The 12,550-nt window shown below is 74.0% G+C and carries 9 protein-coding genes, 1 tRNA gene and 1 other RNA gene; 8 read left to right on the forward strand and 3 right to left on the reverse strand.

Annotation, left to right across the window (positions count from 1 at the left end):
• Positions 1–45: 45 nt before the first annotated feature.
• On the reverse strand, positions 46–4,185 hold the full coding sequence (eccCa, locus tag KVF89_RS13240) for a type VII secretion protein EccCa (RefSeq protein ID WP_257426067.1): 4,140 nt from the start codon (positions 4,183–4,185) through the stop codon (positions 46–48).
• A gap of 210 nt (positions 4,186–4,395) precedes the next feature.
• Here eccCa and KVF89_RS13245 point away from each other — a divergent pair, with 210 nt between their 5' ends.
• The 6 genes from KVF89_RS13245 (at position 4,396) to KVF89_RS13270 (ending at position 10,802) form a co-directional block, all read left to right on the forward strand.
• A complete protein-coding gene (locus tag KVF89_RS13245) occupies positions 4,396–5,793 on the forward strand; it encodes a hypothetical protein (protein WP_257426069.1) in 1,398 nt (465 codons plus the stop codon).
• A 132-nt stretch (positions 5,794–5,925) separates the two neighbouring features.
• Positions 5,926–6,243, forward strand: coding sequence for a WXG100 family type VII secretion target (locus KVF89_RS13250; protein WP_257426071.1), 318 nt, complete (start codon positions 5,926–5,928; stop codon positions 6,241–6,243).
• Positions 6,244–6,280: 37 nt separating this feature from the next.
• A complete protein-coding gene (locus KVF89_RS13255) occupies positions 6,281–6,595 on the forward strand; it encodes a WXG100 family type VII secretion target (protein ID WP_257426073.1) in 315 nt (104 codons plus the stop codon).
• Positions 6,596–6,719: 124 nt separating this feature from the next.
• Positions 6,720–8,102, forward strand: a complete 1,383-nt coding sequence (gene eccD, locus KVF89_RS13260; RefSeq protein WP_257426075.1) for a type VII secretion integral membrane protein EccD — start codon at positions 6,720–6,722, stop codon at positions 8,100–8,102.
• A gap of 7 nt (positions 8,103–8,109) precedes the next feature.
• A complete protein-coding gene (eccB, locus tag KVF89_RS13265) occupies positions 8,110–9,519 on the forward strand; it encodes a type VII secretion protein EccB (protein ID WP_257426077.1) in 1,410 nt (469 codons plus the stop codon).
• Positions 9,507–10,802, forward strand: a complete 1,296-nt coding sequence (locus KVF89_RS13270) for a S8 family serine peptidase (protein ID WP_257426079.1) — start codon at positions 9,507–9,509, stop codon at positions 10,800–10,802. The genes eccB and KVF89_RS13270 overlap by 13 nt, the downstream gene beginning before the upstream one ends.
• A 109-nt stretch (positions 10,803–10,911) precedes the next feature.
• Here the strand turns inward: KVF89_RS13270 and KVF89_RS13275 are convergent.
• A tRNA-Ser gene (locus tag KVF89_RS13275) sits at positions 10,912–10,996 on the reverse strand.
• Between the two features lie 82 nt (positions 10,997–11,078).
• On the opposite strand from KVF89_RS13275, the gene KVF89_RS13280 reads away from it, so the two are divergent.
• Both KVF89_RS13280 and ffs read left to right on the forward strand, forming a co-directional pair.
• Complete coding sequence (locus KVF89_RS13280; protein ID WP_257426081.1) at positions 11,079–11,300, forward strand: hypothetical protein; 222 nt, start codon at positions 11,079–11,081, stop codon at positions 11,298–11,300.
• A 67-nt stretch (positions 11,301–11,367) separates the two neighbouring features.
• An RNA gene (gene ffs / locus KVF89_RS13285) (signal recognition particle sRNA small type) lies at positions 11,368–11,458 on the forward strand.
• A gap of 10 nt (positions 11,459–11,468) precedes the next feature.
• On the opposite strand, the gene KVF89_RS13290 is transcribed toward ffs, so the two are convergent.
• Entirely contained in the window at positions 11,469–12,536 is a 1,068-nt protein-coding gene (locus KVF89_RS13290; protein ID WP_257426082.1) for a class I SAM-dependent methyltransferase, read from the reverse strand.
• Positions 12,537–12,550: the final 14 nt, after the last annotated feature.

Genomic DNA, 12,550 nt, shown 5'->3' on the forward strand with positions numbered 1-12,550 from the left:
GCCAGTTTCGCCACTGAGGAGGCGATTCCTGCAGCCGCCATGCGCTCACAGTGACGGATCGGTCCAGGCCAGCTGGACGACCTCCGCGCCGCGGTCGCGGGTGAGCATCTTGCCGCGACCCGGCTGGGCCGGACCCGGCCGGAGGTTGCCGATCAGCGCGCCCTCGTCACGACTGCCCGCCAGCAGGATGCCCGGCATGGCCAGGTCCCGCATGGTCTGGATGACCGGCTCGTAGAGCGCCCGCGACGCACCGCCGGAGCGGCGGGCGACCGCGATGTGCAGACCGACGTCGCGGGCCTGGGCCATCAACGGCTGCAGGAGGGCGACCGGCGAGCTCTGCTGGGTCGCGACGAGGTCGTAGTCGTCGACCACGACGAACACCTCGGCCCCGGTCCACCACGACCGGTTGCGCAGCTGCTCGGGCGTGACGTCCGGTCCCGGGATCCGGTTCTGGAGGTACGTCGCCAGGTCGTTGAGCGCGGGCTGTGCCTGGGTCGCGGAGGTGAGGTAGTTGAGGAGGTACTCCTCGGGGACCTCGCCCAGCAGCGAGCGACGGTAGTCGACGAGGACGATCTGGGCCTCGGCCGGGGTCCGCGTGCGCATGATCTCCTGGCAGTAGGTGCGCAGCAGGTTGGTCTTGCCCGACTTGCCGTCCCCGAAGAGCAGCAGGTGCGGCTCGGCGTCGACGTCGAGCGCGACCGGGGCCAGCTCCTTCTCGTTGACGGCCAGGAGCACCTGCCGCTGCGCCCGGCCGTTGTCGGTGCCCGACTGCGCGCGCACCTCGTCGAGGGTGATCCGGTCGGGCAGCAGACGCAGCTTCGGTCCGGCCGGTCCGCGCCAGGCTGCGGTGACCGCGGCGATCAGGGCGTCCACGCCGTCGCCGAGGGTCTCGGCCACCCCGTCGCCGTCGGTGCGGGGGAGCGCGCCGAGGAAGTGGAGCTTGCCGGGCACCAGGCCGCGGCCGGGCCGGTTGCCCGGCACCAGCGCCGCCACCTTGCGGTCGATCTCGGAGTCGATCGGGTCGCCGAGCCGCAGCTCGAGGCGGGTGCCGAGCAGGTCGCGCATGGCCGCGCGGAAGTCGGGCCAGCGGGTCGACGCGGTGACGATGTGGAGGCCGAAGGTCAGGCCGCGCCCGGCCAGCTGCTGGATCTCCAGCTCGAGGTCGTCGAAGTCGGAGCGCAGCGTGCCCCAGCCGTCGATGACCAGGAAGACGTCGCCGTACCCGTCGTCCGCGCGGCCCTGGGCGCGGCGGCTGCGATAGGTCTCGATCGAGTCGATGCCCTGGCTGCGGAAGTAGCGCTCACGGCGGTCGACGATGCCCTTGACCTCGGCGACGATCCGGCGCACGACCTCCGGCTCGGAGCGCGAGCCGACGCCGGCGACGTGGGGCAGCGCGACCAGCGGCGCGAACGTGCCGCCACCGAAGTCGAGGACGTAGAACTGCGACTCCAGCGGGGTCGTGGTCAGCGACAGGCTGGTCACGATCGTGCGCAGCAGCGTGCTCTTGCCGCTGCGCGGACCGCCGACGACAGCGACGTGGCCGGCCGCGCCGCTCAGGCTGATCGTGAGCGTGTCGCGTCGCTGCTCGCGCGGCCGGTCCACGGTGCCGAGCGGCACCGTCAGGCCACCGACGCCGCGCCACTGCAGCGAGACCAGGCCGAGCTCCGGGTGCGGCGCGAGGTCCGGCATCAGCTGGTCCAGGGTGTCCGGCCGGTCCAACGGCGGCAGCCACACCTGGTGCGCGGCCTGGCCGCGCCCGTCCATCCGGGCGACCGCGATGTCCAGCAGCGACGCGGTGCCCTCGACGGCTGACGGCGTCGCGGAGACATCCGGGTCCTCCTGCTCCGGCTCGTCGAAGGTCTGCACCTCGGAGATCGTGAACGGCAGGATGCCGCGCACCTTGCCGCCGCTGTCGCGCACGACCCGGCGCCGGCTGGTCTCCGGCGGCCCGGACACGTACGCCGCCTTGAACCGCGTCATCGTCGTCGGATCGGGCTTGAGGTAGCCGAGGCCCGGCACCGCCGGCAGCTCGTAGGCGTCCGGCACGCCGAGCACGGCCCGCGACTCCTGGGCGCTGAACGTGCGCAGTCCGATCCGGTACGACAGGTGCGACTCGAGGCCGCGCAGCCGGCCCTCCTCCAGGCGCTGTGAGGCCAGCAGCAGGTGCAGTCCGAGCGAGCGACCGAGCCGGCCGATCGCGACGAAGAGGTCGATGAACTCCGGCTTGGCCGACAGCATCTCCGAGAACTCGTCGACCACGAGGAAGAGCGAGGGCAGCGGCGTCAGCGCGGCGGCGGCCGGATCGCCCGACGTACGGGCCTTCTCGTAGTCGCGGATCGACGCGAAGTTGCCGGCCTCGCGCAGCAGCTCCTGCCGGCGCACCATCTCGCCCGACAGGGCGTCCTGCATGCGGTCGACGAGCGTCAGCTCCTGGGCCAGGTTGGTGATCACCGCCGAGACGTGGGGCATCTCGGCCATGCCGGCGAAGGTCGCGCCGCCCTTGAAGTCGACCAGCACCATGTTGAGCTGCTCGGGGGAGTGGGTCATCGCCAGGCCGAGGACGAGGGTGCGCAGGAACTCCGACTTGCCCGAGCCGGTCGCGCCGATCACCAGGCCGTGCGGGCCCATGCCCTGCTGGGCGGACTCCTTGATGTCGAGGTGGATCGGGCCGGCCGTGTCGCCGACGCCGATCGGGACCCGCAGCCGGTCGCGGGCGGGTCGCGCCCGCCAGGCGGTGCCGGGGTCGAAGGTGTGGACGTCGCCGAGGCCGATCAGGTCCATGAAGTCGGTGGGGCCGGTGAGGTCGGCCGCGGCCTCCTCGCCGACCGCCGCGCCGGCGCTCGGGGTGTACAGCGGCGTCAGCCGCCGGGCCAGGGCCTCGGCGCTGGCGGCTCCGCACTGGTCCGCCTTGGCGCGCACCGGCTCGGTGCGCAGACGTACGGCGACCAGGGGCACCGTCTCCGGAGCCTGGCCCGGTGCTGCCGAGCGCGCGGGCTGGTCCTCGATCTCGAGGCGGAGGGCCGTCGGGCTGTCGAGCTCGCCCCAGCGGGCGGGCAGGTCGATCACGGTGACGCCGTGCAGGCCGTCGGACGGGACGAGGTGGTTGCCGGGAGGCAGCTCGGCGCCGTCGGTGACCAGGATGATGTGGGGGATCGCCGGCCGCTCGTCGGCGCCGAACCGGGGCCGCTCGGTCAGGTCCGGCGGCAGCATCGTGGCGAGGTCGCTGAGCGAGGTCGTCACCATGCGGGCCGGCCCGACCGCGTCGTTCTGGTGCTGGCTGTGTGCATGGGGCAGCCACTTCACCCAGTCCCAGTGGGCCAGCGTCGTCTCGTCGGCGAGGACCGCGACCTGCAGGTTCTCCGGCGACTGGAAGGTCGCCGCCGAGCAGAGCAGCGCCCGCGCCAGGGAGCGCGCCTCCTCCTCGTCGCCGCAGACCTCGATCCGGTCGAACGCACGCAGGTCGATCGACGCCGGCAGGTCCGGCTGCAGGCGGTGGACGACGAGCAGCCGGTGCAGCGCCGACGCCGACGCCGGGTCGACCTCGTCGATGGGCGCGCTCTCCGGCGGCAGGAGCTCGAGGGCCAGCGGCTGCGCGCACACGCCGTACCGCACCTGGAGGAAGGCGGGGTCCGTCGACGACCGCTCCCACACCCGGGTCCGGTCCTCGGCGAGGGACGGCAGGGCGGTCGGCGCCGGGTGCATCCAGGTGAGCGCCCGGCGCTGCTGGTCGGCGGCCTCACGGGCGACCTTGCGGACCGTGGCGAGGTAGCGGAGGTACTCCGTGCGCGAGCCGGTGACCTGCTGCTGTCGCTGCTTCCGCTGCCGGTCGATCTGGACGACGATGAACCCGAGGGTCGCGAAGAGGAACATGCCGGCCGCGATGAACCGCAGCGCCTGGTTGCCGCCCGCACCGCCGAGGCCGGCGACGAGCACGATCGAGCCGAGGCTGCCGAGCATCGGGATGGCGTTCATCGCCACGCCCGCGGCGCCCTCGCTCGGCTGGAGCTGCGGCGGCGGCTGCAGCTGGAGCTGGCCGCTGGGCAGGTCGGGGCGCTCGCCGCGGTTGCCGCGCTGGGTCAGGCTGCCGGGAGCGGCGGGCGGAGGTGCGACACGGCGGCCCGGAGGCCCGCCCGGTGCGCCCGGAGGCAGGGCGCCCGGCGCACCGCCCGGCGTACCCCGGTGCATGCCCGGTCCGCCGCCTGGAGTGATCCCCACCGTCACGCTGTCGTCCCCTGTCGTCCGCTGTGCCGCGGTCCGTTCATGCGACCCGCCCGATGATAGGACCCGGCCGGGTCAGGGTAAGCAGCCTCGGAACGCACGGGAAAGAGGACTACCCTGCGAGCCGGGCCGTGAACCTCGGTCCGGTACGAACACCGATCTCGGGAGGCTGCAACGGTGAACGGGACGTCCCGCCCTCCGGCGCCGGGCACGGTCACCGCGGTGAGCGTGCACGGACCGCGGGGCGTGCTCGACCTGACCGTGCCGGTCGACGCGACGCTCGAGGACGTCTCGCGGACCTACTCCGCCGAGGCCGGCCTGCCGGTCGTGCTGCCGCTGGTGACCCGGTCCGGGGAGCCGCTCCAGCCCAGTGCCGTCGTCGGTGCCGTGGGCCTGGTCGCGGGATCCGTCGTGGTCGCGGTGGATCCGTCGTCGCGTCCGGCGCCGCCGCGCAGCCGGTTCCGCCCGGGCGACGCGGGCGACACCGTGCTCGCCGCGGGCCGGGCGTCGGGGCTGTGGTTCGCGCTCGCCGTCGGCGTCGCCGTCGTCGCCGGGTGGTGCGCCGCCCACCTGCCGGCCGAGGACCGCTGGCCGGTCGTGGCGGTCCTCCTCGCCGCGGCCGTCGTCGGCAGCCTGCCGATCGGCGTCCTGCGCTCCCAGCGCGCGCTCGCCGCCCCGGCGTTCGCCGCCGCGGCGGGGCTCGCGCTCGCCTGGGACCCGCTGCCGGAGCGGTTGCCGACCGTCTGCGGCGTCGCGGCCCTCTGCGCCGCCGTCACCGCGGGCGTGGGCCGGGCGCTCGCCGCTCCCGAGGACCCCGCGATCGACGGGCTCCGGGTCTGGATCGTGGTCGGGTCCGGCTGGTTCGCCGTCGCCGGTCTCGGTGCCCTGACCGGCGTCGCGCCGCAGGTCGTGTGGGCGGTGCTCTTCCTGGCCGCCGTGTTGGCCGCCCGGTTCGTGCCGGAGCTCGCGGTCGACGTACCCGACCAGTATCTCCTCGACCTCGAGCGCCTCGCCGTCACCGCGTGGTCGGCCCGCGAGCGGCCCACGGGGCGCCGCGGCCGGATCGTCGTGCCGGAGCAGGCCGTCCAGGTCGTCGCGGCCCGCGGGGCCCGGCTCGTGACGGCCGCCGCGACCGCGGTCCTCGTCGTTGTCCTCATCACCACCCCCCTGCTGCTCGCCACCGCCCACCTGCCGCTGGACAGCACCGGCGCCCGCTGCCTGGTCGGGTTCGGCGGCGCGGCCCTGCTCTTCGCCGCCCGCAGCTACCGCCATGCCGCGGCGAGCCGGTTGCTGCGCCTGGCCGGCGTGGTCGCGCTGGCCGCCCTGGCCGTCGTGATCCTGGGCCTCGCGCCGGGAGCCGGGGCTCCGGTCGCCGCGCCGGGGGCGGTCGCCGCGGTCGCCGTCGCCCTGGCCGGGATCCTCGTCCTGGCGGCGGTTCTGGTGGGTCGTGGCTGGCGGTCGGCGTGGTGGTCGCGGCGGGCCGAGATCGGCGAGGCGGTCTGTGGCGCGTTCGCCGTCGGGGCCCTCGTGGTGGCCGTCGGGTTCTTCCGCTATCTGTGGGAAGTCACCGGTTGATGTTTAGCCCCTCGCGGACGAGGGGTAGCACCTCACGCGTCGGCTCTTTGGCAGCACTCGGGAGCCAGATCGAGGAAACCGAAATGCACGGGGCGGGTCTCACCGCCCGCCAACCAGCACCAAGGAGCAGACATGGCAGTCGAGTTCGGACACGCAGAGGGCGCCCTCGGGAAGGTCGCCGATCTGGTCATCAACGCCAAGCAGGACCTCGGCAAGCAGGCCCAGACCATGGAGGGGCAGCTCGAGAGCATGCGTCAGGAGTGGGTCGGCACCGCCGGCCTCTCGTTCGACAACCTCAAGACCGCGTGGCTCGAGAAGCACAAGGTCGTCACCACGGCCCTGGACCGCTTCCACGCGTCCCTGACCGAGACCGAGAAGGACAACGTCGCCGTCGACGAGCAGGCCGGCTCGGAGATGGTCAACCTCCTCAACCGCCTCGGCCAGCAGTAGTCCCCGCCCCCGAAACCACGAACTCCAGGAGAGAACCATGACCGGACCTGACTTCGGCTCCCTCGACGGCCTGCGCGTCAAGCACGCCTCCCTCGAGGCCGCGGCCCACAACATGTACGAGACCGCCAAGGCCATGAACGCCCGCCTCGACCAGCTCGAGAGCGACGCCCAGCCCTACGTGAGCACCTGGGCGCCCGACAGCGAGCAGCGCCTCAGCTACGACCAGGCCAAGTCCGCCTGGGACTGGGCGATGAAGGAGCTGCTCGACCTGCTGGACGGCGTCTCGAAGACCACCTACCAGTCCAACTCGGAGTACATCCAGGCCGACAAGCGCGGCGCCGGCCGGTTCTGATCCAGGCTGATCCGGTCGCACGCGCGACGAAGGGACCGACCGCGTGGTCGGTCCCTTCGCTGCTGTGCGGGTACGTTGCCGACACTAGGATCCGGAGCTCGGGCTCTCGGGAAGGGTTGAGCAGATGACACAAGGGCCGCGGACGAGCGCCGCCGTCGCCTCCGGGCTGGTCCGGGTGACGGTCACGTCCGGCACCCGGCGGGTCGACCTGGTCCTTCCGGGCGCGATCCCGGTCGCCGAGCTGCTGCCCGAGCTGGCCCGCAGCGTCGGCCTGCTCGACCCGGCGACCGTGCACGGCGGCTACCGGGTCGGCACCGCCGAGGGGCGCCGGCTCGCGCTCGACACCGGCCTGACCCTGCAGGGCATCGAGGACGGTGGGCTGCTCACCGTCACCGCCGGCGTCGACGACCCGGCCCCTCGGGTCTACGACGACGTCGTCGAGGCGATGACCGATGTCGTCGAGCACGACCTCGAGCCCTGGCGCCCGGCCGCCGGCCGCCGTACGGCGCTGGTCGCGGCGGGCCTGTTCCTCCTGCTCGGTGCCGGCGCCCTGCTCGTCCAGCGCGGCTCCGACATCGCCGCCGCGGCCACGGCCCTGGTCGCCGTCGCGCTGTGCGCCGGGGCGATCGTCCTGTCCCGGGCGCAGGGCGAGCACGAGGCCGGCGTCGGCGTCGCCTGGCTGGGTGCCGGGTACGCCGCGGCGGCCGGCGTCATGTTCGCCCCCGACGGGGACACCTGGTTCGCCGACCCGCTCGCCGCCGCCGGCGCGGGCGCGCTGGTGGCGGGTGTGGTCTGCCTGATCGGGCTCGGTCCCGGCCGGACGCTGGCGTTCCCGCCGATCGTCGTCGGCGCCCTCGGGCTCGGCGTCGGCATCTACGTCCGATCCTCGCCCGACGGCTTCGCCCCCGCCCCCCTGCTGACGACCGTGCTGGTGCTCGTCGTCCTCGCCGGCAGCGTCTTCCCGTGGCTCGCCCTGGGCGCCACGACCACCCGCGTCGACCAGCTGTTCTCGCCCGCCGACATCACCGCCGACCCCGACGACATCGAGCGCGCCCGGGTCGCCGCGGACGCCCGGGTCGCCCACGAGATCCTGCTCGCGATCAGCGGCACCGTCGGCCTGCTCCTCGTCCTCGTCGCCCCGCTCGCCGTCAGCCTCGGCGTCACCGGCACCCTGCTCGCCGTCGACGCCTGCCTGATCGTCGTGCTCCGGACCCGGCAGTACCGCACCGGCAGCGAGGTCCTCCTCGGCCTCGCCTCCGGCGTCGCCGGCATCGCCGCGACGGCGGTCGCGGTGCTCGCCTTCCACCCGGACTGGCGCCCGACGCTGGCGGTCGTCCTGGCCGTCGTGGGCGCGGTGCTCCTCGTCGCGACCCTCAGCCCGACCGCCCCGTCGGTACGACGCGGCCGACTCGGCGACGTCCTCGAGTCGGTCGCCCTGCTCACCCTGCTCCCGCTGCTCGTCGTCGCCACCGGTCTGTTCGACCAGGTGCGCGACTGGCTCGGATGAACCGCTGATGGCCACCAAGAAGGACCTCGTCGAGGCCTATGCGTTCAGCCGCCGTCGGCTCGTGACCGCCTTCGTGTCCGGTGCTCCCGGCGGCCGCGAGGTCGAGCCCACCCGACCGGGCCGGATGATCGTCGGCGGCATCGCGCTCGCCGTCCTCCTCGTCGCCGGTGCCGCCATCGCCGGCGCGCTGTCTGACCGGGCCGAGGTCGACTGGGACAAGCCCGGGCTCGTCGCCGACGACCGCGGCGCGCTCTACGTCATCCTCGACGAGGATCTCGCCTCCGGCCTGCCCCGGGTCCGGCCGGTCATCAACGTGACCTCGGCCCAGCTGATCCTGGGCGCCGGGGTGGAGGCCCGCAAGGTCCCCGACGACGAGATCGCGGGCGAGCGGAAGGGCCCACCCATCGGGATCCTCGACGCCCCGGCCACCGTGCCGGGGGCAGCCGACCTGGTCGAGAGCGGCTGGACGTCCTGCACCGGCAGCGGACTCGGCATGCAGACCTCGGTCGAGGTCTCGCCGCGGGTCACCCCGACGCCGACCACCGGCTTCGTCGTGAGATCGGCCGCCACGGACAAGGTCTACCTCATCGCGGAGGCCGACGTGCCCGGTCTGCCACGCCGGGCCTACCGCTACGAGCTCACCGCCGGCAACGACGGTCTCTACAGCGATCTCCGGATCTCGCCCAACAACCAGATCACCGTGCCGGACGCGTGGCTCGAGCTGTTCCCGCCCGGTGCCTCGCTGGACGCCGCCGGCCTCGGCATCCGGGGCTGGGGCGAGCCGGCCGGCCTCCCGGGCTACGACGGCGCCCTCGTCGGAGACTGGCTCGAGCGCTCCGGGACCACCTATGCGTTCACGAAGACCGGCTTCGTGGAGCTCTCGCCGTTCGAGGCGGCGGTGCTGCGCAACACCTCGCTCGGCAAGCGGGCGCCGCAGGCCGTGACCGAGGCGCCGGGTGCCCCGTTCGACATCGTGCGCGGCGCCGAGGGGGCTGGTGAGCACTGGCCGGAAGAGGTGCTCGCCGGGTCGCTGTCCGCCACCGAGCAGGTCTGCGGCCAGCTCACCACCGCCGAGGACCGGGAGCCGGCCGTCCGGCTGGCCACCGCGCCCACCGGTGCGGCCGGCGCCGAGGACGTCGCCGTCGGCGATCGCGAGGTCACCGTCGCGTCCGGCCACGGTGCCGTGATCCGCTCGGCGGACTGGATCACCCGTGCTGGCGGCACGATCCACCTGATCGACGACCGCGGCTACAGCTATCCGGTCGCCAGCACCGACGACCTCGCCCAGCTCGGCTACGGCCAGGTTCCGGGCCTGGTCGTCCCCGACGTGTGGAACAAGCTCTTCGAGATCGGACCCGAGCTGTCCCAGGACGCGGCCCTGTGCCCGCCGTCGAAGGACCGGTCGTGCGGCGCCTAGGACGCGGTCCAGGACGTCGCTCCTCCCGCGTCGCCGCGGGCGGGCTCGCGAGCGTCGCCCTGGGGCTGACCCTCATGGGGGCGGCCCCGGTGGGTGCGGCCCCGGTGGCTGCGGCTCCGTCCGCGGCGGCGCCGGAGGCGCGCGTCGTCGCCGACGTGGAGGGGCCGCGCTGCCTCCAGGTCAGCGCGACCACGACCGACCAGCTCACGGTCAAGGGCGACAACGCGGCCAACCTGGCGCTGCACGTCGAGGAGGCGCAGGCGCTGGTGAAGAAGGCCGGAGCGCAGCCGGGACAGGGCGTGCAGGTGGTCGTCGTGGACAGCGGGATCGACGGGTTCCGGGGGACGACGCCCGTCGAGCTGCCGACCGGCCACGGCTTCGCCGTGGCGGGCATCATCGCCGGACCCGACCAGGTGGACCCCACCCGGGTCGACGTCGGGATCGCTCCCGGCGCCGACGTCCTCGACGCGCGGTTCTACGACACGCTCGAGCGCTCGCAGGAGGGACAGCGGATCCCCATGGCCGCCGACCTCGCCCAGCGGCTGGGGGAGATCGCCGCGGCCCGTGAGGGGGGCGCCCGGAGCCGGATGGTCGTGGTGGTGCCCGCCCAGGTCCCCTACTCGGCCGACCTCGAGACGCAGGTCGACCGGCTGGTCGGCACCGGCGTGCTGCTGGTCGCGGCCTCCGGCGACCGCCCGTCGGGCGAGGGCGCCTTCCCCGACGGCTACGAGGGCGAGGCGAAGAAGGGTGAGGACGCCGCCGACGTGATCTGGCCGGCCGCGCACCCGAAGGCGGTCGCGGTCGGGGTGTCGACCCCCGGCAGCCGCGGGACCGTGCTCCGCAGCTCGGCCATCGACCTCGCCGCGCCGGGCTACGGCGCGGTGTCGAAGGCGCTCAACGGCGGCTGGTGCGTGGTCGACGGAGCCTCGACCTCCTGGGCCGCGGCCCAGGTCGCCGGTGTCGCCGCCCTCGTGTGGTCCGCGCACCCCGACGAGGACGCGGACCAGCTGCGGACCCGCCTCGAGCAGACCGCCAGCGGCAACGGCGGCCCGTCGAGCCCGATCACCGGGTACGGCGTGGTCCAGCCCGTCGAGGCGATCCAGCGCGACATCGCCGACCTGGGTGTCGAGCGCACCCAGCAGGTCCGACCCGCCAAGCCGCCCCGCGCGCAGGCGGACGTCCTGGCCGGCGCGCGGCACGACGCGATCTGGTGGGGACTCGGTGGCGGCACCGCCCTCGTCGTCCTGCTCCTGCTGCGCCCGCTCCTCGCCCGCCGCCGCTGAGCGCCGTCCCGGACGGCGCGGCCGCACGGTGTCGCAGCGAGCCGGGTGGACCGCCCGCCCGAACGCACAGACGGCGCCGACCTGTGGTCGGCGCCGTCTGCTTCTCCGGCGGAGGTAGGGGGATTCGAACCCCCGAGGGCGTTAACCCAACCCGCTTTCCAAGCGAGCGCCATAGGCCACTAGGCGATACCTCCGCGGAGGAGGTTACCGGCAGATGGACGACGGGGTGGAATCGGGACTCGCGCGGCCGGCGCACTGCCGACGTACGATCGCCCCATGACCTCGCGGGGTGATGAGCCGGAGCCGTGGGCTCCCGCTGAGCACCTGCCCACCGACGCGCAGCGGATGGGCCTGAGCCGGTCCGTGCCCGACGGTGCCCTGCTCGAGTTCGCGGGCTCGCTGGACAGCGCGAAGCGCTCGCACCGGATGGTCGCCTGGGTGCTGCTGGCCGTGATGGTCGCGCCGGTCCTGCTGACCGTGCTCAACCTGCTGCGCTGAGGCCGCGTCCCGCCCGATGCCGTGGTCGATGTGAACCGGGTGCGCCCCATCCTCTAAAGTGGCCCGCAACCCCCCACGTGGCGGTATCTCACCCAACTCCCCCAGGGCCGGAAGGCAGCAAGGGTAAGTGAGCTCTATCGGGTACGTGGGGGGCCTTTGCTTCGGTTCCTACGGCTTGCGGGCGACGTAGAAGTAGTTGAACGGATCGGTGCGCACCTCGCGGACGTCCACGTCCACCAGGCCCGCCTCCTCGAGCATCCGCACCGCGGTCTGCCGGCCCCAGACGGTGCCGAGCCCGGCGCCGCCGTGGGCGAGGGACACGGTCATGCAGTGCATCAGGCTCAACGTGTAGAGGTAGGTGACCCAGGGCAGGCCGAGGTTGTTCTCGACACCGGTCTCAGCCTTGATGTCGACCATCAGGAACGTCCCGCCGGGACGCAGCGCGGCGGCGATGCCGGCGAGCACCCGGTCGGGGAACGCCTGGTCGTGGATGGCGTCGAACGCGGTCACGACGTCGTACGCCGCGGTCTCGCGCAGCTCCGCGACGTCGCGGACCTCGAAGCTCGCGTTGGTCAGGCCCCACGCGGCGGCCTCCCTGCGCGCCGTGTCGATCGCCTCGGCGCCGAGGTCGTAGCCGACGAACCGGCTCGCCGGGTAGGCGCGCGCCAGCAGGTTCACGGCGTGCCCGGACCCGCAGCCGATGTCGGCGAGCGCGGCGCCGTGGGTCAGCTGCTCGTGGAGGCCGGGGACTGTCGGCACGACCACGTCGAGCAGTCCGGCGTCGTGGACGGCCGCGGCGTCGGCGGCCATCAGCTCGTGGAACCGGGGGAAGCGGTCGTACCCCAGTCCGCCGCCGTCGCGGAACTTCTCCCGCAGCTCGGGCTCGACGCCGGCGAGCATGGTGAGCATCTTCATGCTGCGCGCCAGGTTCACCGGACCGTCGGCGGGCGTGAGGCAGGCGGCACGCTCCCGGGGGAGCGCGTAGTGGCCGGTCGCGGCGTCGTACGTCGCCACGTCGCCGGCCACGATGCCGTCCAGCCACTCCCGCAGGTACCGCTCGTCGACCCCGGCCGTGGCGGCCAGCGTCGCGGGATCAGCGGGGCCGCTGCGGGCCAGGACGTCGAGGAGTCCGAGCTCGTCGCCGATGCCGAGGAGCAGGCCCAGGGCGGCGTCCTCGCGTACCCGGACCATCCGCTTCTGGAACGCCCGTGCCGCGTCCCGGTCGATCGTCGTCATGATGCTCGTCCTTC

Origin of the sequence: Nocardioides carbamazepini, from assembly GCF_024614185.1 — a bacterium.
In the GTDB taxonomy this organism is placed as follows: Bacteria; Actinomycetota; Actinomycetes; order Propionibacteriales; family Nocardioidaceae; genus Nocardioides; species Nocardioides carbamazepini.

Excerpts from the sequence above, each read along its gene's own strand:
- KVF89_RS13250 (WP_257426071.1), top strand. The coding sequence starts at position 5,926 with ATGGCAGTCGAGTTCGGACACGCAGAGGGCGCCCTCGGGAAGGTCGCC.
- KVF89_RS13255 (WP_257426073.1), top strand. The coding sequence starts at position 6,281 with ATGACCGGACCTGACTTCGGCTCCCTCGACGGCCTGCGCGTCAAGCAC.
- eccCa (WP_257426067.1), bottom strand. The coding sequence starts at position 4,185 with ATGCACCGGGGTACGCCGGGCGGTGCGCCGGGCGCCCTGCCTCCGGGC.
- eccD (WP_257426075.1), top strand. The coding sequence starts at position 6,720 with ATGACACAAGGGCCGCGGACGAGCGCCGCCGTCGCCTCCGGGCTGGTC.
- eccB (WP_257426077.1), top strand. The coding sequence starts at position 8,110 with ATGGCCACCAAGAAGGACCTCGTCGAGGCCTATGCGTTCAGCCGCCGT.
- KVF89_RS13290 (WP_257426082.1), bottom strand. The coding sequence starts at position 12,536 with ATGACGACGATCGACCGGGACGCGGCACGGGCGTTCCAGAAGCGGATG.
- KVF89_RS13280 (WP_257426081.1), top strand. The coding sequence starts at position 11,079 with ATGACCTCGCGGGGTGATGAGCCGGAGCCGTGGGCTCCCGCTGAGCAC.